The 23182-nt window shown below is 70.1% G+C and carries 22 protein-coding genes, 1 tRNA gene and 1 riboswitch; of the genes, 17 read left to right on the forward strand and 6 right to left on the reverse strand.

Features of this window, described 5'->3' with window-relative positions; translation table 11 throughout:
* Positions 1-316 precede the first annotated feature (316 nt).
* Positions 317-390, reverse strand: a tRNA-Thr gene (locus ACH34Q_RS36345).
* A 285-nt stretch (positions 391-675) separates the two neighbouring features.
* On the opposite strand from ACH34Q_RS36345, the gene ACH34Q_RS36350 reads away from it, so the two are divergent.
* Complete coding sequence (locus ACH34Q_RS36350) at positions 676-2556, forward strand: S8 family peptidase (RefSeq protein ID WP_395987704.1); 1881 nt, start codon at positions 676-678, stop codon at positions 2554-2556.
* A 111-nt stretch (positions 2557-2667) separates the two neighbouring features.
* On the forward strand, positions 2668-2967 hold the full coding sequence (locus tag ACH34Q_RS36355) for an SHOCT domain-containing protein (RefSeq protein ID WP_395987705.1): 300 nt from the start codon (positions 2668-2670) through the stop codon (positions 2965-2967).
* Positions 2968-2989: 22 nt separating this feature from the next.
* Here the strand turns inward: ACH34Q_RS36355 and ACH34Q_RS36360 are convergent, their stop codons facing one another.
* The gene (locus ACH34Q_RS36360) at positions 2990-3613 is read right to left on the reverse strand and encodes a MarR family winged helix-turn-helix transcriptional regulator (RefSeq protein ID WP_395987706.1); all 624 of its coding nucleotides are present in this window, start codon (positions 3611-3613) and stop codon (positions 2990-2992) included.
* A 395-nt stretch (positions 3614-4008) separates the two neighbouring features.
* On the opposite strand from ACH34Q_RS36360, the gene ACH34Q_RS36365 reads away from it, so the two are divergent.
* The 3 genes from ACH34Q_RS36365 (at position 4009) to ACH34Q_RS36375 (ending at position 6161) form a co-directional block, all read left to right on the forward strand.
* On the forward strand, positions 4009-4329 hold the full coding sequence (locus ACH34Q_RS36365; RefSeq protein WP_395987707.1) for a DUF3263 domain-containing protein: 321 nt from the start codon (positions 4009-4011) through the stop codon (positions 4327-4329).
* Positions 4330-4348: 19 nt separating this feature from the next.
* Positions 4349-5161: a trehalose-phosphatase gene (otsB, locus tag ACH34Q_RS36370; protein WP_395987708.1), complete on the forward strand. Its 813-nt coding sequence runs from the start codon at positions 4349-4351 to the stop codon at positions 5159-5161.
* A gap of 160 nt (positions 5162-5321) precedes the next feature.
* Positions 5322-6161, forward strand: a complete 840-nt coding sequence (locus tag ACH34Q_RS36375) for a hypothetical protein (protein WP_395987709.1) — start codon at positions 5322-5324, stop codon at positions 6159-6161.
* Between the two features lie 137 nt (positions 6162-6298).
* On the opposite strand, the gene ACH34Q_RS36380 is transcribed toward ACH34Q_RS36375, so the two are convergent.
* Together ACH34Q_RS36380 and ACH34Q_RS36385 are read right to left on the reverse strand one after the other, a co-directional pair.
* Positions 6299-6841, reverse strand: coding sequence for a PadR family transcriptional regulator (locus ACH34Q_RS36380; protein WP_395987710.1), 543 nt, complete (start codon positions 6839-6841; stop codon positions 6299-6301).
* A gap of 220 nt (positions 6842-7061) precedes the next feature.
* Positions 7062-9107 carry a serine/threonine-protein kinase gene (locus ACH34Q_RS36385; protein WP_395987711.1) on the reverse strand — a complete coding sequence of 682 codons (2046 nt, stop codon included), beginning with the start codon at positions 9105-9107 and terminating at the stop codon, positions 7062-7064.
* A 56-nt stretch (positions 9108-9163) separates the two neighbouring features.
* Between ACH34Q_RS36385 and ACH34Q_RS36390 the strand changes: the two genes are divergently transcribed.
* Entirely contained in the window at positions 9164-9715 is a 552-nt protein-coding gene (locus ACH34Q_RS36390; protein ID WP_395987712.1) for an RNA polymerase sigma factor, read from the forward strand.
* Positions 9716-9887: 172 nt separating this feature from the next.
* Positions 9888-10940, forward strand: a complete 1053-nt coding sequence (locus ACH34Q_RS36395; RefSeq protein ID WP_395987713.1) for a sulfotransferase family protein — start codon at positions 9888-9890, stop codon at positions 10938-10940.
* Between the two features lie 37 nt (positions 10941-10977).
* Here the strand turns inward: ACH34Q_RS36395 and ACH34Q_RS36400 are convergent, their stop codons facing one another.
* Positions 10978-12477 (reverse strand): trehalose-6-phosphate synthase, encoded by a 1500-nt coding sequence (locus ACH34Q_RS36400; RefSeq protein ID WP_395987714.1) that lies wholly within the window; start codon positions 12475-12477, stop codon positions 10978-10980.
* A 96-nt stretch (positions 12478-12573) separates the two neighbouring features.
* On the opposite strand from ACH34Q_RS36400, the gene ACH34Q_RS36405 reads away from it, so the two are divergent.
* From ACH34Q_RS36405 to ACH34Q_RS36420, 4 genes are all read left to right on the forward strand, one after another.
* On the forward strand, positions 12574-13500 hold the full coding sequence (locus tag ACH34Q_RS36405) for a cation diffusion facilitator family transporter (RefSeq protein ID WP_395987715.1): 927 nt from the start codon (positions 12574-12576) through the stop codon (positions 13498-13500).
* Between the two features lie 415 nt (positions 13501-13915).
* Positions 13916-14057, forward strand: a riboswitch (SAM riboswitch).
* Between the two features lie 15 nt (positions 14058-14072).
* Positions 14073-15338, forward strand: a complete 1266-nt coding sequence (gene thrC / locus ACH34Q_RS36410) for a threonine synthase (RefSeq protein ID WP_395987716.1) — start codon at positions 14073-14075, stop codon at positions 15336-15338.
* A 40-nt stretch (positions 15339-15378) separates the two neighbouring features.
* Positions 15379-15657, forward strand: a complete 279-nt coding sequence (locus ACH34Q_RS36415) for a MoaD/ThiS family protein (RefSeq protein WP_395987717.1) — start codon at positions 15379-15381, stop codon at positions 15655-15657.
* An 85-nt stretch (positions 15658-15742) separates the two neighbouring features.
* On the forward strand, positions 15743-16366 hold the full coding sequence (locus tag ACH34Q_RS36420; protein WP_395987718.1) for a nucleotidyltransferase domain-containing protein: 624 nt from the start codon (positions 15743-15745) through the stop codon (positions 16364-16366).
* 60 nt (positions 16367-16426) lie between these two features.
* Here the strand turns inward: ACH34Q_RS36420 and ACH34Q_RS36425 are convergent, their stop codons facing one another.
* Complete coding sequence (locus ACH34Q_RS36425; RefSeq protein WP_395987719.1) at positions 16427-16690, reverse strand: hypothetical protein; 264 nt, start codon at positions 16688-16690, stop codon at positions 16427-16429.
* Positions 16691-16941: 251 nt separating this feature from the next.
* Here ACH34Q_RS36425 and ACH34Q_RS36430 point away from each other — a divergent pair, with 251 nt between their 5' ends.
* The 6 genes from ACH34Q_RS36430 (at position 16942) to ACH34Q_RS36455 (ending at position 22637) form a co-directional block, all read left to right on the forward strand.
* Complete coding sequence (locus ACH34Q_RS36430; protein WP_395987720.1) at positions 16942-17238, forward strand: hypothetical protein; 297 nt, start codon at positions 16942-16944, stop codon at positions 17236-17238.
* A gap of 241 nt (positions 17239-17479) precedes the next feature.
* Entirely contained in the window at positions 17480-17752 is a 273-nt protein-coding gene (locus tag ACH34Q_RS36435; RefSeq protein WP_395987721.1) for a hypothetical protein, read from the forward strand.
* Positions 17753-19209: 1457 nt separating this feature from the next.
* On the forward strand, positions 19210-20841 hold the full coding sequence (gene groL / locus ACH34Q_RS36440; protein WP_395987722.1) for a chaperonin GroEL: 1632 nt from the start codon (positions 19210-19212) through the stop codon (positions 20839-20841).
* Between the two features lie 89 nt (positions 20842-20930).
* Positions 20931-21533, forward strand: coding sequence for a phospholipid scramblase-related protein (locus tag ACH34Q_RS36445; RefSeq protein WP_395987723.1), 603 nt, complete (start codon positions 20931-20933; stop codon positions 21531-21533).
* Between the two features lie 73 nt (positions 21534-21606).
* Complete coding sequence (locus ACH34Q_RS36450; RefSeq protein WP_395987724.1) at positions 21607-22197, forward strand: phospholipid scramblase-related protein; 591 nt, start codon at positions 21607-21609, stop codon at positions 22195-22197.
* A gap of 83 nt (positions 22198-22280) precedes the next feature.
* Positions 22281-22637, forward strand: a complete 357-nt coding sequence (locus tag ACH34Q_RS36455; RefSeq protein WP_395987725.1) for a hypothetical protein — start codon at positions 22281-22283, stop codon at positions 22635-22637.
* The last annotated feature ends 545 nt before the right edge of the window (positions 22638-23182 follow it).

The raw sequence follows: 23182 nt of genomic DNA on the forward strand, positions 1-23182 counted from the left end.
AGCGAGACGCGAAGAGTGCCCAGCTCGAAAAGCTACGGGAGAGTCAGCCCGCTGAGCCTGCCCCTGAGCTTCTCGACCTGCTACCGCAAGCAGCCGGTGCCATCCGGCTCGGGGATGTTCCCGAAGACCTTGTGCGGTTGCTGTTCGAGGCCTTCCGCCTGGAGATCCGATACGACCGCCGGACGGACCCAAAGCGCGAAGTGCCAGGTCACTCTCTCAACGGCGGCCATCGAAGCCCAGCAGAGGACCGCTTGTAACGTGCTGGCGGCACAGGGGCCGGGGAGCGATCACGCCCCGGCCGCACCTATCTGTTGTGAGCCCCCGGCCGGATTCGAACCGGCGACCTGCCGCTTACAAGGCGGCTGCTCTGGCCAGCTGAGCTACAGGGGCCTGCCGGCTGTGCGCCGACGGGGCCACAATACCGGTCGCGGGGAGCCGCGTGCCGCCGGATATCGGTGTGCCGGGTGGTGAGGGGACTGGTCGAGTTACTTACCGGTAGGGCATGCTGGGGACGTTTCGCCGGGCGTTCGGGGCGTGCTGTCCCGAGCGTGCCCGAATGTGCCGAGTGACCGGGCCGGGGAAGGGGCCCATGGCACAATGTTGCCTCCCACAACGAGGGGCTGGGCCGCAGTGGAACCGCGCTGGTGTCGGACGGCCGGGAGGAGGTGCGGTGGCGTGTCGGATGCCGGTCGCCGCCGCCCGCATACCGTCAGGTTCGCCGCCACGGCCACGGCGCTGACCCTCGTCGCCGCCCTCGCGGTGCCCGCCGCGCTCGTACCGGACGGCTCGGCGTCCGCCGGCCGGAGCGCGCAGCAGGCCAGGACCGCGCCGGTCGACCAGATCAGGGCCCGCGAGTGGCATCTGGACGCGATGCGCGTTCCGCGCGCGTGGAAGTGGTCCAAGGGCGAGGGCGTCACCGTCGCGGTCCTCGACACCGGCGTCGACCAGCGGCATCCCGACCTGACCGGCCAGGTGACCGACGGGCCCGACCTCACCGGCGGCGGGCGGCGTCCCGGCACCAAGTACTGGGGCCTGCACGGTACGTCGATGGCCAGCATCATCGCCGGGCACGGCAACGGGCCCGGGCAGGAGCGCGGCGTCATCGGGGTCGCCCCCGACAGCCGCATCCTGTCGATCCGGGTGACATGGGAGAACGACGACCCGCAGCGGCAGAACAGCGGGCGGGTGACGCGCAACCGGGACGCGGTCGCGCAGGGCATCCGGTACGCCGTCGACCACGGCGCCCAGATCATCAATATGTCCCTCGGCGGCGGCCGGCTCTTCTACGACGGCAACTCCACCGAGGAGAGCGCGATCCGCTACGCGCTGAACAAGGGCGTGGTGCTGATCGCGTCGGCGGGCAACGACGGGGCCGGGGAGAACCGCAACAACTTCCCCGCCGCCTACCGCGGCGTGATCGCCGTCGGCGCGCTCGACCGGCGGCTGAAGCTCTGGAAGGACAGCAACCGGCGCCCGTACGTCGCCGTCTGCGCCCCCGGCGTCGAGATCGTCAGCGCCGACTCCAGCAACGGGTACGTGATCGGCACCGGGACCAGCCCGTCCTCGGCCATCGTCGCCGGGGTGGCCGCGCTGGTGCGGTCCCGCTACCCCAAACTGACGCCCGACGAGGTCCGCCAGGCCCTGGTGCAGGGTGCTGCCCCGCGCCGCCCGACCGGGTCGTCCACCTGTACGGGGCCGCTCGACGCGGTACGGGCACTCGCGGCGGCCGGCAAGCTCAACCGCGCTGCGGCCGCCCCCAGTGCCCACGCCAGCCGTAAGGCGGCCCCGCCCGCGCCGTACGAGGAGCCGGAGGAGGAGGGCGGCGGGATGCTGTTCACCGCCGTGCTCGGCGGCGGTGGCGTGCTGGTGGCCGTCGGCGTGCTGATGGGCTGGCGGCAGCGCCGCAGGCCCGAGGACGAGTACGACGAGTACGACGACGCCGAGTACGACGAGGTCGGCTACGGGTTGGGTGCCCCGCGCGAGCCGGTCGACGCGATGGCCCACCCCATGCGGCCGGCTCCCTCGGCGCCCCCGATCGCCCCGGTCAACGCCCCCATGTGGCAGAGCAACGACGTCTACTCGGGCCCGCCCGTACCCCAGAACCCCGTGGCACCCCAGAACCCGGTGCAGTCCCAGAACACCGTGCAGTCCCAGAACACCGTGCACCAGAACCCTGTGGTGCTCCCTCCTCCGGTGGCGCCTCAGAACCCGGTGGCGCCGTGGCCACCGCCGCCGGTGGAGCCGCCCCCGCCCGTACAGGGGCAGGGCAGCCCGGCGGGGCACGCGTTCGGCGACCTCAACGGCGGCCCTCCACAGCCGCCTCCCCAGGCGAACGGCAACGCGTACGAAGGCGGGGATCCCAACTTCACCGTCATCGACGACGAGGAGTGGGAGAGGTTCCGTCGGACCGCCCTGGAAGGGACGGTGATGGACGGGGACTACACGGACGGGGACTACGAGGAGAGCCGGCCCGCGCCCCCCGTCCACCCCGGGGAGGACGAGCAATGGCGTTCTCCTCCCGGCGACCCCGACGACTACCGGCCCCCCTGGTGGTGAACGGTCCCGTCCGCTACCCCAGCGGGCGTAGCCGGGGTGTCTCCGGCGGGACGATGACGAGGGCCTGACCCTTCGCCGAGCATCGACTCATCCGCGAAAGAGGAGAGGTCGATGACCATGCTGACGACACTGATGACCCACCCGGGCCCGTGGAACGAGGGCGGCGGCGGCCCGGCCGACGCACCGGCCTGGTGGCCGGTCTTCCCGATCACGTTCGGGCTGTTCTGGCTGGCCGTGGCGGCGGGCGTGTTCTACCTGGTGCGGCGCCGGATGAACCACACCGCGACCGTGACCGCCGCCGCGTCCGATCCGTTCACCCAGGCCAGGACGGTCGTGGCCGAGCGCTTCGCCCGCGGTGAGATCGACGAGGACGAGTACCACGCCCGCCTGTCGGCCCTGCGCTTCGAGTGAACCGGGCACGAGTCAACCGGGGTTACGAGTGATCCGGGGGACCCCCGGGCCAGTCCGCGCAGTCGGCCTGGGCCACCTCGAAGATCTTGTCCACGCCGTCCGGGTCCATCGGGGCCCGGACGGCGGCTTCGGCGAAGCGGGTCAGCAGGCGCGCGAAGTCGGCGCGCTCGGCCGGCGTCCAGTCCGCCATGAGCTCGTCCAGGTAGGCGCGGCGGAACCGGTCGGCGACCTGCTTGACCCGGCGGCCGGCGGCGGTCAGGCCGAGGTTGGCGCGGCGGGCGTCCACCGGGGAGGGGCGGCGGGAGATCAGGCCCGCGTCCAGCGCGTGGCCGACCAGCCGGCTGGCGGTGGACGGGTCGATCTCCAGCCGGTCGGCGACCGCGCCGACGGTGACCTCGGTACGGTCCTCGGCGGTGAGGCCGGCCACGGCGTGCACGACCATCAGGTTGGACAGCTGGAGCGGTCGGCCGTCCGGGCCGGCGTCGGTCTGCGCGCGGATCCGCTTCATCAGATCGGGCTTGGCCCAGATCCGGCGGAGATGGAACAGCGCCAGGGAGACGTCGGCCAGGACCGGGTCGGGTAGCCGGCCGGACGGATCGGGGGACCCCGCGGACGGCGCATCCGCCGGGTCGTTCTCCCTGGTCATTACCGTGATCTCCCGTCGTGGAGGGTGCTCGCCCGGATCGTGGCGCGCTGGACGCATGCATCCTGCATGTTTCAACGGAGGCGGCGCCCGGAGGGTTCCAGCGGCGTGGCGGGGGACCGGGCCGTACGCTTCTGCGAGAGCGTTCGAGAGGGCCTGAGAGAGGGCCTGCGAGGGCCACGGATACGGCCGTGGAGAGGGATGCGGAAGGGGCGCGCGAGGGGCCGCGGAAGGGCTTTGATCGTCCGGAACCGTTCCGTGGGAACCGCCGGACGATGTCGCCGGGGGCGCGTAGCATGGCACCGGCCGAACCCGGACGAGCCGGGATTAGTGACCACAGAGGGGACCTCATGCGCGAGGCTCAAGCCCCCGGTGACGGTCCCCAACAGGACGGAAGCATGGACGATGGCTCAGCCCTGCAACCGGTGACCGAAGAGGGTCGGGACGACGACGGCGCCTTCCCGGCCGACCTCCTGTCCGAGCGTGACCGCCAGATCCTCGCCTTCGAGCGGCAGTGGTGGAAGTACGCCGGAGCCAAGGAACAGGCGATCCGCGAGCTGTTCGAGATGTCGGCGACGCGGTACTACCAGCTGCTCAACACCCTGATCGACAGGCCCGAGGCGCTCGAGCACGACCCGATGCTCGTCAAGCGCCTGCGGCGGATGCGTTCGCAGCGGCAGCGGCAGCGTGCCGCGCGGCGATTCGGCATCCGGCCGTGATGTGACCAAAACTGGTCAGGTGAACCCTCTCGACTCTCTCCAGGCCGCCGGTGCCGACGGCCTCCGCGCGCTCCGCGGCGACCCCTCCGGAGCCGTGCTCGGCTTCGACTTCGACGGCACGCTCGCACCGATCGTCGACGACCCGGCGGCGGCGCGGGCGCACCCCGGCGCGGCACCGGCGCTGGCCCGGCTGGCCCCTCGGGTGGGCGCGCTGGTCATCGTCACCGGCCGGCCCGCCGCCGTCGCCGTCGAGTACGGCGGATTCGAGGGCATCGACGGCCTCGTCGTCCTCGGCCAGTACGGGCTCGAACGCTGGGACTCCGGCGAGCTGACCGTTCCCGAGCCCCCGCCGGGCGTGGCCGAGGCCCGCGCCAAGCTGCCCGAGATCCTGCGGGTGTCGGGTGCCCCCGCCGAGACGTTCATCGAGGACAAAGGCCAGGCCCTGGCCGTGCACACCCGGCGCTGCGCCGAGCCGCAGGTCGCGCTCGAACGGCTGCGCAGCATCCTCGTGGCGCTCGCCGAACGGACCGGCCTGGTGGTCGAGCCCGGACGCTTCGTCCTGGAGCTGCGCCCGCCCGGCATGGACAAGGGCAGGGCGCTGCGCCGCTTCATCGCCGAACGGAATCGGCCCTCGGCGGTCCTGTTCGCCGGGGACGATCTCGGCGACCTGGCGGCGTTCGACGCGGTCGACGAGATGCGGGCCGACGGCGTCCCGGGCATCACGGTGTGCAGCGGTTCCACGGAGGTGACGGCCCTCGCCGAACGGGCCGATCTCATCGTCGACGGTCCCGCCGGTGTGGTGTCCTTCCTGGAGTCGCTGCTCACCACCTGAACGCGACGGCGATGAAGCCGGCGCAGTAATTTGTCGCATCCGGACAAGAGCCGCCGGGCTGTTTGGCGAATCATGCGTTACCACTGGGGTGCGCGCGGGTGAAGAGTTCGGCTGCGCGAGACTGGGCACGATCCGGCGGTGGCGTGAAGGGGGACGTGACGTGGACAGGGAGCCGGGAGACCGGCGTCGGTACGAGGATCCGCAGCGGCGGGAACGGCCGCTCGTCCCACCGGCGCAGAGCGCTCGGCAGTCCGGAGCGCTGGGGGCGCGCGAGACCAGCGGCGTGCAGGTGCGCCTCGGGTCGCGGAACGCGTCCGCACGTGCCAGGCGGAAGCCGCGGGGGCGGCGGACCGGCCTGGTCATGGTGGGTGTCGTGGCCGGGGTGGCCGCGCTGGCGGCGGGCGGGGTGCTGCTGTGGCCGCGCGGCGCGGATCCCGGCGCCGAGGTCGGCCCCCAGACGGCCCCGGGCTCGTCCGCCGAGGTGACCGCGCGGATGCCGCGCAGCGGGAGCGCCATCGACGTCGGTACGGCCGACGGGTCCCAGTACCGGATCGCGGCCGTGAACGGGGGGATCGACGAGGGCGGGGCGACGCCCCAGCAGTCGTCGCCTCCGGCCGGATCGAGGTTCGCCTACATCGAGTACGTGCTGAGCAACCCGTCGAAGGAGCGCGTCCTGCTGGACTTCCCCGGCGACGTCTTCCTCAAGCGGACCCTGGTCGCGGAGCAGGCGCGCGGCCGGTGCATGTGGCAGGCGGGCGTACCCGAGGACATGTGCACGCCGCCGACCCGCAGCGAGGTCGTACGGCGGCTCGCGGGCGGGGCGCTGGTGGCGGGGGACGGCAGCGACAAGTACCTGCCGCCGGGCTCGTCCTATCTCGTACGGGCCACGGTCGAGGTGCCGGTCAGCGAGCAGATCAGGCGCGACGACCTGCGGCTCTACATCTGGAAGCAGCTCTACATGGCCGACCGCCTGGCCAAGCAGGCCCCCTTCCCCGGCTGAGCACCGGCCACGCCATCACGGAACGTCCCGGAGCGTGACGGCCCGCTCCGGAACGGGGAACATCCGGAAACGGGAATGGGAACGGGAACGGGAACGTCCCGGAGCCGGGTCGGCACCGGGACGTTCCGCTTGCGCGTTCACTCGGCTTCGGGGTCGTCGGCGAGGATCCCGTAGATGCGGCGCCGGGCGTCGTTGACGGTGTCCAGGGCCCGCGCCTTCTGGTTCTCGCTGCCGACGCTCATGACCTGGTGCAGCGCTCCCATCAGCTGCCCCACGGCCTCGCGTCCGCGCAGCGCGTTCTCGCCGGCGGCCTCGGTGACCTCGGCCCAGGGGGCGGTGGTCTGCTTGGCGACCTCCTCGCGGCCGGTGTCGCTCAGCGCGAACAGCCGCTTGCCGCCCTCCTCCTGGCTGGTGACGTGCCCCTCGTCCTCCAGCATCTGCAGCGTCGGGTAGACCGAGCCGGGGCTCGGGCGCCAGACGCCGCCGGTGCGCTCGTCGAGTTCCTGGATCATCTCGTACCCGTGCATCGGCCGTTCGCCCAGCAGTGCCAGCAGGGCGGCGCGGACGTTGCCGCGCCGGGCCCTGCCGCGCCCGCCGCGACCTCCGCCGCGGTGGCCGGGGCCGCCGCCCCAGGCACCGAACGGGTCGCCGCGCCGCAGGCGCTCCTCAGGGGGACTCATGTGTCCGTACCTCATGGTTGTTCTCCTTCGTCGGCCGTTCTACCGGCCTTCTCTGATCTCCCGACCTTCTCTGATCGGTTGCGATACGTTGACGATATATCGGAAGCGCTCGGAACGCAAGAAGAAGAGCCCCCGGCGCGCTGTACCGGGGGCTCTGCGGGGTTCTACAGGGGGCTCTACGACGCTCTTACCAGGGGCTGACGACGTCCTGCGGGGGCGATCAGGGGCCGGCGAGCTTGAGGTTGTTCAGGATGTCCTTGGTGACGTTGCGGGTGTTGTTCTCCTTGATCCGGATCCACACGCCGTACTTGCCGTCCTTGTCGCGCAGCCCGACCTCGACGACCGTCGGCGTCCCGACCTTGCACCCGGTGAACCGGTTGATGGTGCCGGTGAGGGCCTTGTCCGGCGAGGTGTAGTTCTCCGGGGTCGCCTTCGTGCACTGCGGATGCTGCGCGACGCTGGCCGGGGGCAGCTTTCCCTCGCCCGCATCGGTGGTGATGCCGATGAAGACGCCCGGAGTCTGCCCGTTGCCGAGGAAACCGTTGACGCTCGGCGTGGCCCGCAGCACCGGCCGCGCCTGCGTGTCGTTCAGCCCCACCGACGACGGCACCCAGGTGGGCTCCTGACCCTTCGGCCACACCTTCGGCACCGGGGCCTTGATCTTGCCGCTGGCATCGGCGAGCTGGACGAGGTCCTGCGGAACGGCCGGCTTCTTCGCCGGATCCTCGCCTCCCGACAGCAGCGTGCCGAGCAGCAGGCCGCCGACGAGGGCGACGGACAGCACCGCCGCCATGATGATCAGCGGCGTCATGTTCTTCTTTCCCCCGCCGCCCTGACCACCCGGGCCACTTGGGCCACCTTGGCCGCCGCCGGAAGCGCCGGAGCGCCCGGGCAACCCGATGCTCTTGAGCCGAGCCTTCAGGCCCCCGCCGCTGCCGCTGCCGCCGCTGCCGCCGCCCTGCGCCGGAGGTGCCTGGAAGCCGGTCGGAGGAGGCCCCTGCCCCTGTACGGGGAACACCGAGGTCCTGCCCTCATCGCTCGAAGGCCCCGGCGGTCCCTGGGGCCCCGGCGGGCCGCCGCCGTGGAACGGGGTGGCGATCGTACGGTCGTCGGCGCCCACGGAGGGAGGCGGCTGGGATGCGACCGGGTGGTCCACGATGGTCTGGTCGCCCAGCGGCTGGGAGCCGGGCCGATCGTCCCGCGTCGGTGGCTCCGGCTGGACCGGGCTCTGCGGCGAAGACGGCCCCGGCCCCGGCCCGTAACCGGAAGGCGGCGGGCCCGTGTTCGATTGAGGCGGGACGGCCTGCGAACGCGCAGGCGGAACGTCACCGGGCCCCGGCCCCTGGGCGTAAGAGCGAGCGGGATCGGCCGGATAGAACTGGTCCTGGATGGTCTGGTCAGGCTCGATCTGAGGCGGGCTCTGCGCCTGCGGAGGCGCGGGGGGCGTGGCCGCGCTCGCCGCACCGGGCATGCCGGTCGGCCGCAGCGTCGCCAGGGCCTCCGCGAAGGCCTCCGCGGTCGCCCAGCGCTTCTCCCGTTCCGTCTCCATCGCGCGCAGCACCACCTGGTCCAGCGCGGGCGTGACGCCTTCCCTGAGGGAGCTCGGCGGCTCCTGCACCGGCGGCCGGCCGGGTGGGCGGCCGGTCAGCATGTGGTATGTGAGGGCGCCCAGCCCGTACACGTCGGCGCGCACGTCGAGGCCGCCGCCGAAACGGGCCTGCTCGGGCGACATGTAACCGGGCGTACCGACCGGGAGCGTGAACGCGCCGGAGGCGTGCGCCAGGGCCTTGGCCAGGCCGAGATCGGCGATCAGCAGCCGTTCGCCGCCGTCCGGCGCCGACTGGAACAGCACGTTCGACGGCTTGAGGTCGCGGTGGATCACGCCGAGGGTGTTGATCACCTCGACCCCGTAGGCGATCTCCTCGGCCAGCGCAATGGCCTGGGCGACCGGAAGTGGCCGCTCGCGCATCCGGTCGGCCAGCGTCCCGAGGTCGGCGTACGACATCACGAAGTAGGGGCGGCCGTCCGGAAGCTCCCCGATGTCGTGGACCCGGACCAGCCGGGCCGAGTCCGCCCGGCGCAGGATCCGCGCCTCTTCCAGGAAGCGATTGCGCACGTCGAGGTCGTCGAGGAGGCTGCCGGAGAGCACCTTGATCGCGACCTGCGAGTCGAGCGCCTCGTCATGGCCGAGCCAGACGGAGGCGAACGCCCCCGATCCGAGGACGCGATCGATTCGGTAACGGCCGACGCTTGGAGGGAAGGACACTCCCGTATCATGCCCAACAAACGGGGAGTGTGCGCGAACGAGCATGGGGCATGGCGATGGCATTCGATGAGAGAACCGAGGAGCTGGCCGTCAAGGCCGCCCAGGGCGATCAAGACGCCCTGAACGCGCTCCTCGCCAAGATCCAGCCCGACGTGCTGCGGCACAGTTCACGCTTCCTGCCCTGCCGGCAGGACGCGGAGGAGGCCTGCCAGGACGCGTTGTTGCAGGTGGCACGCAACATCCACCGCTTCGAGGGGCGGTCCAGGTTCAGCACCTGGCTGCACGTCGTGGTGTCCAACTCGGCCCGTTCCACCTACCGGTCGCTCAAGCGCCGCTCGGTGGAGCAGGCGGGCGAGCTGCCGCAGCAGCGGCCCGATCCGCGCCGGACGAGCGTGATCGCGGGCTCGCGGGTCGACATTCTGGACGCGATGGAGGACCTGGAGGCCCGCAAGCCGGACCTGATCCAGGCGCTGGTGCTGCGCGATGTGTCCCAGCTGGAGTACGCCGAGATCGCCGCGCAGCTCAACCTGCCGCTCGGCACGGTGAAGTCCCGCATCCACGAGGCCCGCAAGCAGGTCCGCCAGACGCTGGGTGAGTCCTACACCTGACGCTCCGCCGGGCACCGAACGAGCCCGGCACCTGCCCGCCCGGGGCCCCGTGCCCCGGGCGGTACAGAAAGCGGCATGACCGGGTCAGGCGCGTTCAAGCATCGGTAATGTCTCGGCAACCGTGCGCCTAGGCGGCGGGCGGGGCACTGGCGCGTCGGCCAGCATGCGGTGCATGTCACCAGGTCGCATGTCGCCAGGTAGGGCCGCCGGTGGGGACGGTACGTCCGGCCGGCCGCTGTTCGTGATCGGATGCCCCCGGTCGGGGACCACGCTGCTGCAGCTGATGCTGCACTCCCATCCCCGGATCGCGGTGCCCGCCGAGACGCGGTTCGTGCTCCAGGCCTATCTGTCGCGGTGCGAATTCGGTGACCTCACCGACAGGGACAACAGGCGGGTGCTGGCGGAGTGGATCACCACCCGCAAGGAGACCAAGTTCCACGATCTCGGCCTGGACGCCGACGAGGTCGCCGCCGAGATCGTCGAGGGCCCGCCCACGCTGGGCTCGGCCGTGGGCCTGGTCTTCCGCGCGTACGCCCGCCGCTTCGGCCGGCCGCGCTGGGGTGACAAGCGGCCCAGCTACTTCCGGCACGCGGGCACGCTGCTGCGGATGTTCCCGGACGCGCAGTTCGTGCACCTGGTCAGGGACGGCCGCGACTGCGTCGCCTCGTTGCTGGAGATGCCCTGGTACAAGCAGGACGTCTACCACGCCATCTGCGCCTGGCGGGAGTCGATCGACACCGGCCACCGGCTGGCCGCGCGGCTGGGCCCCGACACGTACTACGAACTGCAGTACGAGCGGCTCGTGGCCGACCCGGCGGACGAGCTGATCCGGCTCTGCACGTTCCTCGGCGAGGACTTCGACCCGGCGATGCTGCAGCCCCAGGACATCGCGGAGAAGACCGTACCGAAGCAGAAGCGCTGGCATGACCGCACCCGCTCGGCCATCAGCCAGGGCCGGATCGGCTCCTGGGCCCAGCGCCTGGAGCCGTGGGAGATCGGCCTCGCCGAGAACGCGTTCGGCGACCGCCTCGGCGAGTACGGCTACGAGCCGAGCGAGATCGCGGCCCGCCCGAGCCCCCGGCACCTGGCCCGCCTCGCCAGGACCGGCGCCCATCGCCGCGCCTCGGTGCGCAAGGCCGACCTGAAGGACCGCTGGCAGCGCCGGTACGAGCCCAACCCGGTCGCCAGCCTGCTCGCGGCCGACTCGTACAAGACCTCGTCCTAGCCGGACCCGCTCTGGCCGGACCTGCTCCTGGCCGGCCTCAGTCCAATGCGGCGAGCTGGTCGGCGAACCACTGCTGGGGCGGCAGGGCGGTCGCCGCCGCCGTGAGGCGCTCGCAGCGTTCGACGCGCTCCTTGTGCGGCATCAGCAAGGCCCGGCGCAGCGCCGCCGCGGTCTGCGACACGTCGTACGGGTTGACCAGCAGGGCGTCCTCGCCCAGCTCCGCCGCCGCCCCGGCCTCCCGCGACAGCACCAGCGCGCAGCCGTGCTCCGCCAGGATCGGGCCCTCCTTGGCGACGAGGTTCATGCCGTCGCGGATCGGGTTGACCAGCAGGACGTCCGCCATCCCGTACGCGGCCAGTGAACGCGGATAGTCGTCGTTCACCTGCAGGATCAGCGGATCCCAGTCCGGTGTCCCGAACTCCTCGGTGATCTGCGCGGCCGCCTTCCGTACGGCATCGGTGTAGTCGCGGTACTCGGGCAGATCGTGCCGGGACGGGTACGCGAACGCCAGCTGCACCACCCGGCCGCGCCACTCGGGATGGTTGATCAGCATCTCCCGGTACGCGGCCAGGCCCCGCACGATGTTCTTGGACAGCTCCGTCCGGTCGATCCGGACGATCAGCTTCCGGTCGCCCACCTGCTCGCGCAGCGCCCGGGCCCGTTCGGCGACGTCCGGCTCGGCGGCCCGCCGCCGCAGCGCAGCACCGTCGATCCCGAGCCCGTACACGCCGATCGTCGTCACATGCCCGCCCCGCGTGACCGTACGGGCCACGCGGTCCACCTTGGCGCCGGGCAGCGCGCAGCAGCAGTCCAGGAACGCCTCGGCCCAGCGTTCGGTCAGGAACCCGGCATGGTCGGCGCCCAGGATGCCGTCCAGGATCTGCTCGCCGATGTCGTCGGGCAGCAGCCGGTAGTACTCGGGCGGCGCCCACGGCGTGTGCGAGAAGTGCACGATCTTCAGATCCGGCCGCCTGTCGCGGAGCATCCGGGGTGCCAGCGACAGGTGGTAGTCCTGGATCGCGGCCTTGGCGCCGGGCGCCGCGTCCCGGGCGAGCGCGTCGGCGAACGCCGCGTTGTACGCCTCGTACGACTGCCAGTCGCGCCGCGCGCGCGCGTCGAAGTGCGGTGCCCGGGGCGTGTCGTACAGCAGATGGTGGACGAACCACAGCGTCGAGTTGGCCACGGCGTTGTACGCGCGGTGGAACGTCGCCGCGGGGATGTCGAGCATCCGGACGGCCGACCCGCCGATGTCGTGCCCCGCCAGGTCCAGCCGCCCGTCCGGGGCCTGCCGCGCCGCCGTACGATCGGCCTCGCCGAGAGCCGCGCACACCCACAGCACGTCCGGTGCCCCGGCCTCCGCCACGGTACGTACGGACCCGGTCCGGGTGCCCGCGCCACCCGGGTCACCGGGAGCGCCGGTGACCCCGGCGAGGCCGGACACCAGCCCGCCGGCGCCGCGGCGCATGGTCAGCGCGCCGTCATCGGACTGAGAGAACGACACCGGGCCACGGTTGGACGCCACCAGCACTTGGCTCATACCGGCAGGGTCTCAGTTGGGAACGGGGCGCATCAAAGTGACCCGGGTGATTTCGCGGCTCCGATTACCGGGATCCTCGCCGGGTACCGGGGCCGGATGAGCCGGGCGGAGACCACCAAGACCGTCCTCGTCGCGGGGACGGCCAACCTGATCCTGGCCGTCACCAAGCTGATCGCGGGCGTGCTGTCGGGATCGAGCGCGATGCTGGCAGAGGGCGCGCACTCGGTCGCCGACACCCTCAACCAGGGCTTCCTCCTGGCCTCGCTGAACCGCAGCGCCCGCCCGCCGGACCGCAGGCACCCGTTCGGGTACGGCAACGAGCGCTACTTCTGGTCGCTGCTCGCCGCGTTCGGGATCTTCGTCGCCGGCGGCGGCTACTCGATCTTCGAGGGGATCCTGACGATCACCGGCAAGGAACCCGGCGGCGGCGAGCAGGCCTGGCTCGCCTTCGCCGTCCTCGGCCTGGCCGCCGTCCTGGAGGGCACCTCCTGGCTGCGCGCCTGGACCCAGGCCCGCCGGGAGAACCGGCACACCGACCACGGTCTGGTCGAACACGTCCGCGACAGCCCGGACGTCACGTTCAAGGCGGCCCTGTTCGAGGACTCCGCCGCGATGATCGGCCTCGCCTTCGCCGCCACCGGACTCGCGCTGCGCGAGATCACCGGCTCCCCGTTCTGGGACGGCCTGGCCTCGGTCATGATCGGCCTGCTGCTGGTCGCGGTGGCCTTCGCCCTCGGCCGCGACAGCCGCAGCCTGCTGATCGGCCAGTCCGTGGCCCCCGCCGTCCAGCGCGAGATCCGTACCGAGATCGCCTCCGCCCCCGGCGTCACCGGCGTCCAGGAACTGTTCACCATGCACTTCGGCCCGGACGACATCCTCGTCGCGGCCAAGGTGAACTTCTCCGACACCATCAGCGCCGACGAGGCCGAGGACATCGCGGGCGAGATCGACCGCCTGCTGCAGGAGCGGATCCCCCTCGTCCGCCATGTCTTCCTCGACCCGACGCAGGTTTTAAAGGCGTAGCCCTTGGCGTCGGGCCTGGCGGCCCTCCTTCGGCGGGCTACGCGGCGATCGCTGGCATCGCTCCGAACTCGCCTGGCGGCTCGCTTCGCGATCAGGTTCTCGCTTCGCTCGAACCTGCCTTCGGACGCGATCGCAACGTTTGAGGCCGTCACAACTTCAGCAGGGGGCGGGGCTGGGGGCGCGAGGGTGATCTACACGTCGGTCGGGTAACGTCTCAAACGGCGAGACCCAGCTGTCCGGCAACCGGGCAGGTCATGTAAAGTCACGCATACGACGCGATACCGCCCAGGGAGAACGCATCTGCGTTCGGGTGGTATCAATGTCCTGCAGCGTTCATAGCGCTCATCAAGAGGGGTGCAGGGAGCACAGCGGCCTCGGGCCGGTCTTCCAGCTCAACTCACACACAACTTCATAGCGCTCATCAAGAGGGGTGGAGGGACCGGCCCGTTGAAGCCCCGGCAACCGACTGATTCGTACGCGCTCGCGATCCTGCGAGGCCGATCAGGAGATGGTGCCAACTCCGGCCTGTGACCAAGGTGGCACAGGGAAGATGGGGAGAAAGGCCTCGCTCCATGGCAATCACGCCTGCCAACCCGAACCTCTCGTCCGGCCCCGACCTCGGGCCCGCGACGGCCCTGGTCTGCCGCGAATGCGGGAGCCGCCGCGATCTCGGCCCGTTCTACGCTTGCGAAGAGTGTTTCGGGCCCCTCGAGATCGCCTACGACTTCAGCGGGATCACCCGCGCGAGCATCGAGGCGGGACCGCAGAACATCTGGCGCTACCGCGGGCTCCTGCCGGTGCCCTCGACGGTCGCCGAGACGCCCAACACCGAGCCGGGGCTCACCCGCCTCGTCCGCGCCGACCAGCTCGCCGAGTCGCTCGGGCTCGAGCGGCTCTGGGTCAAGGACGACAGCGGCAACCCGACCCACTCGTTCAAGGACCGCGTGGTCGCGGTGGCGCTGGCGGCGGCGCGCGAGCTGGGCTTCAAGGTGCTGGCCTGCCCGTCCACCGGCAACCTGGCCAACGCGGTCGCCGCGGCGGCGGCGCGCGCGGGAATCCGCAGCGCGGTGTTCGTGCCGTCCGACCTCGAGCAGCAGAAGATCATCACGACCGCGGTGTACGGCGGGACGTTCATCACGGTCGACGGCAACTACGACGACGTCAACCGGCTGGCCTCGGAGATCGCGGGCGAGCAGGAGGACTGGGCGTTCGTCAACGTCAACGTCCGGCCGTACTACGCCGAGGGCTCCAAGACCCTCGGGTACGAGATCGCCGAGCAGCTCGGCTGGCGGCTGCCGGACCAGATCGTGATCCCGGTCGCGTCCGGTTCCCAGCTGACGAAGATCGACAAGGCCTTCCAGGAGTTCATCAAGCTCGGCCTGGTCGAGGACAAGCCGTACAAGGTCTTCGGTGCCCAGGCCGCCGGCTGCGACCCGGTCGCGGCCGCCTACAAGGCCGGGCACGACGTCGTACGGCCGGTGAAGCCCGACACCATCGCCAAGTCGCTGGCGATCGGCAACCCGGCCGACGGCCCGTACGTGCTCGACGTCGTCCGGCGTACGGGCGGCGCGGTGGAGGACGTCACCGACGAAGAGGTCGTCGAGGGCATCCGGCTGCTGGCCCGTACCGAGGGCATCTTCGGTGAGACCGCGGGCGGGGTCACCGTGGCCACGCTGCGCAAGCTGATCGGCAGCGGCGCGCTCGACCCGGCCGCCGAGACCGTGATCATCAACTCCGGGGACGGGCTCAAGACCCTGGACGCGATCTCCTCCCAGGTGGGACCGGGCGCGAACATCGCTCCCACGCTGGAGGCCTTCCGGGCCGCCGGCCTCGCCTGACCCGTACGTCCGTCCCAGAGCATTCTTGGAGCCAGCAGCAATGAGCACCGTTTCCGTGCGGATCCCGACGATCCTGCGTCCCCTCACCGGTGGCGCCTCGGAGGTCAAGGCCGAGGGCGCCACGCTGCGCGCGGTGGTGGCCGACCTCGAGGCGAACCACCCCGGCATCGCCGCCCGCGTGCTGGACGACAACGGCAAGATCCGGCGCTTCGTGAACGTGTACGTGGGTGACGAGGACGTGCGGTTCGCCGACGGCCTGGACACCCCGACGCCCGAGGGCGCCCAGATCTCGATCATCCCCGCCGTCGCCGGCGGCTGATCGGGCTCGGCCCTTTGCCCCCTTTTCTCGGTAAATGCCGGGAAAAGGGGGCTTTGCCATGCTGGGGAGCGGGAAGAGGCTCTGCATGGGAACAGCCGAGAAAATCGCGGAGGCGGTCGAGGCGCATCCCATGGTGAGCCGGATCGAACTCATCGGATCGCGCGCCCGCGGCACCGCCACCGAACTGTCCGACTGGGATTTCCACGTCACCGCCGAGGACTTCGGCGAAGTGGCCGCCGACCTCCCCGCCCTGGCCGCCTCGTACGGACCGCTCGCCGCCCAATGGGACCCCCTCGGCGACTGCGAGAGTTACCTCCTCATCTATCCGGGCCCCGTCAAGGTCGACCTGCTCTTCCGCGACGTACCGCGCAGCTGGAATCCGCCCTGGCGCGTAGGCCCCGACACCCTCACGGCGATCGACGCGCACTTCTGGGACTGGTCGCTTTGGCTCGTCAGCAAGTGCCGCCACGGTATGACCGACCGCATCCGCGGCGAACTCCTCAGGATGAGCCACCACATCCTGAGGCCCCTCGGAATCGAAACGCTACCGCTCTCCCTCCAAGAAGCCGCGGAACGCTTCATACGCGCCCGCGACCGGCTGGAGATTCGCTACGGGTTGCACATATCCCGGCGCCTGGAGGAAGAAGTGCTCCCCCTCGTACGCGCGTCCCACCGTGACCATTACCGGCCGTCGGGCCTTCGCTCATAAGGACCGGTGCCGTACAAGAGCGAGATGCCCCTCAGCCCCCTCGCGGCGTGGGCTGACCGTTCAGTACGAGGTGACCGGAGCCTGCCGGTCGATCTCCATGGCGAGCGTGGTCACCATGGACTTGACGGCGGCCTGGCCGTGCTTCCGCTCAAGAACGGGGATCAGCCCCTTGCGCGCGGCCTCGTTCAGCATCCACGACAGCGCCGAATGATCCGCGCTCCGCCCGGCGGCGACCTCGTCATAGGTGTGCCGGCTGACCCTCAGCAACTCCGGGTACGAAGCCGACTCGGCCATGACCATGCGCGTCGCATCCCTGAGATCCATGCCCGGAGTCTAAGCGCGCCGCGCGCGTACCGGCTGGACGCGTCCATCAGCAACGGCTCATGGCAGCCTCCGGCCGTCACCCTGTTCGGACGGCATGCGCGCTGGTGGTGGCCAGGAGGACATCGGTCCCCCGAGCCACGTCCGGTCCTCGACCAGCGGCGACACTGACCCGTACCGGAGCAAGTTGCGCCCCGCTCGCCGCGGCGGTTCGGGTACGACCGTGCCACGTCCTTGCCTGCGATCATGTGCCGATGACCTCACCGCTCCCCGTCGACTGGACGATCGAGCGAGTACGCGCCGTGTCAGGCGATGACAGCGCCACAGCGCTGCCGACGGAACGGCTCGTACTGGTCGAGGAGCGGATCGGAGGCCAACCCGCCTACGAACCCGTACGGCCTGAACTGGTCGAAACGATCCTTCAGTTCCACGGCCTCTGTCTCGTCGGCATCGAAGGTGAGTGGTACATGGGTGACCTTCAACCGGACGGTTCCATCGCCTGCTGGGGGTCCTATGGGACTGATCTCCAAGCGGCCATCCGATCGCTTTAGAGGCATGACGTGGTGACTGATGCTCCGCTTCACTGCAGCCGGCTAGATCACCGCCGCGAAGTACAGCGCTAGGCGGGGGTGCGCGGCCGTCTGGGCCGCCGGTCGGTGGTCGACGCCCACGCGGCGGGACGGCGGGTGCAGCGACGCGAGTGCCGCGCCCCGATGGCGGCGGTGCCCGTGGTCACGCTTCTGCCCACGAGGAGCAAGTCTCGCGTGTGGGCCGCCTCTTTATGATGACGCTGTGGCTCTCGTTCTGTTCGTTCTGCTTCTGGGCACTCTGGTGTTCTCGGTCGTGTACGGGGCGGCCACGCTCGCCGGTGCCAACGACATGGTCAGCCTGTGGGTCGCAGTGGGAGCGGTGGCGGCACTAGCGATATTTCTGGCGTTCGATGTCCGTTCCACGATCGCTGCTGTCAGGGCGAGAGAGGCAGAGGAACGAGAACACCGCAGAGGATCGAAACCGATCGCGCCAGACGCTCCCGATGGGACGTGGGGTCGTTACTGGGACGAATGACCCGTGCGGAGGGAAACACCTCGCAGGGTCAGGCTTCCACCCCAACCATCGACGACCGTCACGGGTCCGAGCTGAGCCTCCCAGAGTCAGAGGCCCTCGCCGGAGGCGCTTCATCCGATCCGCTGTCCATCCTTCCTGGTATTTCGCTGACCTGGCCTTGCGTGTCCTCGACCCCGTTGACGACCGTGAGCGTCCATGATCGTCCGCCGTGACGGGCACCCAGCGGGCACGGTGCCTCTTGCTGATGAGCCGCTTTCTCTGGTCATGCTTGGTGAAGCGCGTAGAGAAGGAACGCGACGCAGCAGAGAGTCAGCGCGCCCTTCCCAGCGAAGTACACGCTCGCCCTGCGCCGTCGTCCCAGCAGTGCCGTTGCAAGGCCGATGATCGGCGCAAGCGCGGCACCACCGATCCCGGCCCATAGCAGTGCTACACCGGTCGATCTTTCGAAGACGTTCGGAAAGGGACGGCCAACGAGAGCATGGCCCATTGCGAAAGCTACGGGAAAGGCGAGCCACCATGAGGCCATGCCGGCAACCAGCCAGGATGTGATCCTGGCTGCGTTAACGCGTGTCTCGGCGTGCGGGGAATCTGACGGCGTAGCTGTAGCAGGCGGCATGTTGGGATCATAAGCGTCCCCTATGTCTCGGCCGCTAACGTTCGTCCCTGCCTCGCGACTACGCCCGACCTGGAGGAACCCGGAGCCTCCGTGACGGCGACGCGAGCGCCGCCGCCCTTGAACACGCGGTCAGGCTGAAAGTGTTCTCGGCAAATCCGCTCCGCGATGTCGACTGGGAAACGCCCCACGGCGTTCAGGGGATAGACCCCCAGCAGTCCCTGTCAGCTATGAGGCTGTGTGGTCTCGGGCTCGTGTCCAAGTGCTGACTCCCGATCAGCTCAAGACTCCGCTGGCCCAGCGGCCGTACGACCTTCGGCATGCCTGTCTGTCGCTCTGGCTCAACAGTGGTGTCCCGGCGGTCAACGTGGCGGCGCGTGCCGGGCGCTCGGTAGCCATGCCCCAGAGCACGTACGCGCACTGCCTCGACGGTGACGAGGAGATCAGGAACGAGCGCATCCAAGCCGCGCTTGGAACTCCCACGACCCCTGTCGCGGTACACCCGGTACAGGCCACCCCCGTGCCCAGACCCGTGTAACGCGACCACCGGCGTACGGCGGCTCGCGTTCCGTCCGACTTCGGACGGTTCCGCTCCTGGTCAGGGCGAGAACGACGAGGTGGAGGGGCCATCGCCTGGTCAGGACGTACGGCGCTTGCACTCGATTGGGTAGAGTGCTAAAAACCAATGGTTGGCACTCTGCTGTGGAGAGTGACAATCCCACAGTCTGGATCGAGGCGATGAGGCCTCACTCCGGCGGCGGAAATGACGCCGTCGGGGAGGTCGTCCGTCGCGGGCGTCGGCTCGATCCTTCATGGCCACCTTGTTCCGGGAGGACTGGAGCCTATGGCTGCAAAGATGATCGCGTTCGACGAGGAGGCTCGCCGCGGGCTGGAGCGCGGTATGAACCAGCTCGCCGACGCCGTGAAGGTCACCCTTGGGCCCAAGGGTCGCAACGTCGTGTTGGAGAAGAAGTGGGGCGCACCCACGATCACCAACGACGGCGTTTCGATCGCCAAGGAGATCGAGCTCGAAGACCCGTGGGAGAAGATCGGGGCCGAGCTCGTCAAGGAAGTCGCCAAGAAGACCGACGACGTCGCCGGTGACGGCACGACGACCGCGACCGTACTGGCGCAGGCGCTGGTACGCGAGGGTCTGCGCAACGTCGCCGCCGGCGCCAACCCGATGTCGCTGAAGCGCGGCATCGAGGCTGCGGTCGAGCGGGTCAGCGAGGAGCTCTCCAAGCTGGCCAAGGACGTGGAGACCAAGGAGCAGATCGCTTCGACGGCCTCCATCTCCGCGGGCGACCCGCAGATCGGCGAGATGATCGCCGAGGCGATGGACAAGGTCGGCAAGGAAGGTGTCATCACCGTCGAGGAGAGCAACACCTTCGGGCTCGAGCTTGAGCTCACCGAGGGCATGCGCTTCGACAAGGGTTACATCTCGCCGTACTTCGTCACCGACCCCGAGCGGATGGAAGCGGTCCTCGAGGACCCGTACATCCTGATCGTTCAGGGCAAGGCGTCGGCCAACAAGGACCTGCTGCCCGTTCTCGAAGGTGTGATGCAGGGCGGCAAGCCGCTGCTGATCATCGCCGAGGACGTCGAGGGCGAGGCCCTGGCGACCCTGGTGGTCAACAAGATCCGCGGGATCTTCAAGTCGGTGGCTGTCAAGGCCCCCGGCTTCGGCGACCGCCGCAAGGCCATGCTCGGTGACATCGCCACCCTCACCGGTGGCCAGGTCATCAGCGAGGACGTGGGTCTCAAGCTCGAGAACACCACGCTCGACATGCTCGGCCGCTGCCGCAAGGTGGTCGTGGCCAAGGACGAGACCACGATCGTCGACGGCGCCGGTGACGCCAACGAGATCGCGGGCCGGGTCAACCAGATCCGTACCGAGATCGACTCCACCGACTCCGACTACGACCGAGAGAAGCTGCAGGAGCGGCTGGCCAAGCTGGCCGGCGGCGTTGCGGTGATCAAGGCCGGAGCCGCCACCGAGGTGGAGCTCAAGGAGCGGAAGCACCGGATCGAGGACGCCGTTCGCAACGCGAAGGCGGCCGTCGAGGAGGGCATCGTGCCCGGCGGTGGCGTCGCGCTGCTGCAGGCCGGTATCCCCGCCTTCGACAAGCTCGAGCTGGTCGGCGACGAGGCGACCGGTGCCGCGATCGTCAAGCGCGCTCTGGAAGAGCCGCTGAAGCAGATCGCGGTCAACGCCGGCCTTGAGGGCGGCGTCGTGGTCGAGCGGGTCCGCAACCTGACTCCGGGTGAGGGCCTGAACGCCGCGACCGGCGAGTACGTCAACATGTTCGAGGCCGGGATTCTCGACCCGGCCAAGGTGACCAGGTCCGCGCTGCAGAACGCTTCGTCGATCGCCGCGCTGTTCCTGACCACTGAGGCCGTCATCGCCGAGAAGCCCGAGAAGGGCGGTGCCGCCGCTGGTGGTGGCGCTCCCGACATGGGCGGCATGGACTTCTGATCTAGTCCATCACTTCGGTGAGCCTCAAGGGGCGGTCCTTCGGGACCGCCCCTTTCGGCTGTCCGGGGTCTGCGGCACTATGCGGGTCTATGACCGATCTCTTCAGTTCCCCCGTGCTGCGCGTCGAGCAGCCCCGCCGCGCTCCGTCCGCCCGGTCCCAGTACAAGGTGTACGACGGCGCGGGCACGCTGCTCGCCAGCGCGGCCGAGCAGGGCGTCCCAATGCGCCGCCAGGCGTACCGGACGTTCTTCGGCGAGGGGGACGACCGCCGTGCGGTCTACGTGGAGAGCGGGCAGGGCGTACCGCTGCTGGTCCTGGAGAAGCCCAAGGCCGCGCGTGGCGCCGCGGGTACCTGGGTGAGCACTCCCGACGGCCGCCTGGTCGGCTCGGTGCGGATGGACCGCTACCGGTACCAGTACGTGCTGCTGGACGCGGCCGACCGTCCCGCCGGACGGCTGGAGGGCAACCGGCTGGCCCGCAAGTTCCGGGTCCTCGACGGCCACGGCCACCATGTCGCCCAGGTCGACAAGAAGTGGAAGGGCGCCGCCACCGAGGTGCTCACCACCGCCGACAAGTACTCCGTCGAGATCTTCCGGCCCCTCGCCGATCCGCTCCGCGTACTGGTGGCCGCCGCACCGATCGCGATCGATCTGATGCTGTACGAGGGGAAGGACTTTCCCGTCCCGAGTTGAGCCGGTTCGCCCAGGGACTTTCGCGTACGGTGGGGCTCGCAGGACGTGCCCGACGACGAGGCCAGGAGATTGCATGAGCGACCCCTTCCGTTCCTCCGTACTGAGGGTCGAGCAGCCTCGCCGCGGTCCGTTCGCCCGGTCGCAGTACACGGTCATGGAGAAGGACGGCACGGTGCTGGCGGTCGCCGACCAGATCGGCGAGCTCGCGGGGACCGAGAGGCTGCGCACCATCTTCCCCGGCAAGTCCCAGCTGCACGCCCGGGCCGTACTGCTGACCACGCCCGACGACACCCCGCTCCTGGTGGTCGACAAGGAGGAGGGGCGGATGCGGACGACGGTCAGCCGCCCGGACGGCGAGGTCGTGGGCACGTTCAGGACCGAACGCGTCGGGCGCCGGTACCTCCTGCATGACGGTGACGACAAGGTGCTCGGCGAGATCTCGGTGGATCTCGCCCGCAACAACTTCACCGTGCAGGACACCGACGGCAAACGGGTCGGCCATGTACGGAAGAAGTGGGCCGGGGCCATCACCCACCTGCTGACCACCGCCGACAAGTACACGGTGGAGATCGACGACCCGGTGGCCGAGCCGCTGCGCACCCTGGTCGTCACCACGGCGATCGCGATGGACCTGACCCTGCACGAGTCCAAGGACATCACCTGAGCCAGGCCATCGGACGCCACCCGGCCGGACCCACCTGAGGCCAGGGTCTTCCAGTCGCCGCGCGGCCGAGGTACGTTCCGTTCGTGCAGGTCACACCCGAGCGGATGAGCGGCTGGTGGATCTCACCGGCCCTTCCCACGATCGCGAACCTCCTGCTGGCCGCCCTCTGGGGCTTCTCGACCGCCGGCGGGTGGGGCGAGGCCGCCTTCTGCGCGGACGCGGGAGTGAGCGGGGATGACTGCGCCGCCGACTTCCAGCTCGCCGTGCTGTTCTCCCTTCCTCCGGCCGTGCTGGCCACGGTCATCGTCCTAATCTCCTGGGGCCTGCCCCGGGTGCGGCGGCGGCCCGGCAGGCTCGACGCCCTGCTGACCGTGGCGGCAGCTCTGTGGGTCCTCGCCGAGGGGATCCTCTTTCTCGGCGGATACTTCGCCGCGTCCTGAACGGACGCCGCGGAGCCGGCGACCCGGGAATGAATCCGGCCGGGAACGCCGTTGGATCGACAGGATGCGACGGAGCCTGACCGGAATCTGACGAATCTGGCGGGAATCCGGCGGACACCGGGACGGTAAAACCCGAGGTCGAGGGCTTGTCCCGCTGAGCGGGCGAGGCCGGCCGGTGAAATCTTCCGGGCGGAACGCGCCGGTCGGTTTGACGTCACCCTCCGTTGGGCATACTGTTCACTTCGCCCCGCAGGGGACCAGGACGCCGTCATGGCGGCCGGCCCGCGGGACACCATCCACGATCAAGTCGGTGTGACTCCGTCATGCCCTCGATCCGAAGATGGGGCCGGAAAAGGTTCGATTTTGACAATCGGCTGGAATCTGGTGAAATAGAGCCATCGCCCGGAAGGAACCGCGGAAGCGGAACTGGAACGGCGAATCGGAAAAGCCCGAAATTGACAGACCGGGTGGACCTGATACAGTTTAAAAGTCGCCCCGGGGCGGGAAACGCGAAAGCGGATCCGGTACGGTGGGTGTCCGTTTCT

The organism is Actinomadura sp. 9N407 (assembly GCF_044326315.1).
In the GTDB taxonomy this organism is placed as follows: domain Bacteria; phylum Actinomycetota; class Actinomycetes; order Streptosporangiales; family Streptosporangiaceae; genus Spirillospora.

Bases quoted from the DNA above. Each gene is read 5' to 3' on its own strand.
- ACH34Q_RS36425 (WP_395987719.1), bottom strand. From the start codon at position 16,690: ATGGATCTCAGGGATGCGACGCGCATGGTCATGGCCGAGTCGGCTTCG.
- ACH34Q_RS36380 (WP_395987710.1), bottom strand. From the start codon at position 6,841: ATGAGTCCCCCTGAGGAGCGCCTGCGGCGCGGCGACCCGTTCGGTGCC.
- ACH34Q_RS36420 (WP_395987718.1), top strand. From the start codon at position 15,743: ATGGGAACAGCCGAGAAAATCGCGGAGGCGGTCGAGGCGCATCCCATG.
- ACH34Q_RS36415 (WP_395987717.1), top strand. From the start codon at position 15,379: ATGAGCACCGTTTCCGTGCGGATCCCGACGATCCTGCGTCCCCTCACC.
- thrC (WP_395987716.1), top strand. From the start codon at position 14,073: ATGGCAATCACGCCTGCCAACCCGAACCTCTCGTCCGGCCCCGACCTC.
- ACH34Q_RS36405 (WP_395987715.1), top strand. From the start codon at position 12,574: ATGAGCCGGGCGGAGACCACCAAGACCGTCCTCGTCGCGGGGACGGCC.
- ACH34Q_RS36360 (WP_395987706.1), bottom strand. From the start codon at position 3,613: ATGACCAGGGAGAACGACCCGGCGGATGCGCCGTCCGCGGGGTCCCCC.
- ACH34Q_RS36355 (WP_395987705.1), top strand. From the start codon at position 2,668: ATGACCATGCTGACGACACTGATGACCCACCCGGGCCCGTGGAACGAG.
- ACH34Q_RS36430 (WP_395987720.1), top strand. From the start codon at position 16,942: ATGACCTCACCGCTCCCCGTCGACTGGACGATCGAGCGAGTACGCGCC.
- ACH34Q_RS36395 (WP_395987713.1), top strand. From the start codon at position 9,888: ATGTCACCAGGTCGCATGTCGCCAGGTAGGGCCGCCGGTGGGGACGGT.
- ACH34Q_RS36365 (WP_395987707.1), top strand. From the start codon at position 4,009: ATGGACGATGGCTCAGCCCTGCAACCGGTGACCGAAGAGGGTCGGGAC.
- ACH34Q_RS36450 (WP_395987724.1), top strand. From the start codon at position 21,607: ATGAGCGACCCCTTCCGTTCCTCCGTACTGAGGGTCGAGCAGCCTCGC.
- ACH34Q_RS36445 (WP_395987723.1), top strand. From the start codon at position 20,931: ATGACCGATCTCTTCAGTTCCCCCGTGCTGCGCGTCGAGCAGCCCCGC.
- ACH34Q_RS36390 (WP_395987712.1), top strand. From the start codon at position 9,164: ATGGCATTCGATGAGAGAACCGAGGAGCTGGCCGTCAAGGCCGCCCAG.
- groL (WP_395987722.1), top strand. From the start codon at position 19,210: ATGGCTGCAAAGATGATCGCGTTCGACGAGGAGGCTCGCCGCGGGCTG.
- ACH34Q_RS36400 (WP_395987714.1), bottom strand. From the start codon at position 12,477: ATGAGCCAAGTGCTGGTGGCGTCCAACCGTGGCCCGGTGTCGTTCTCT.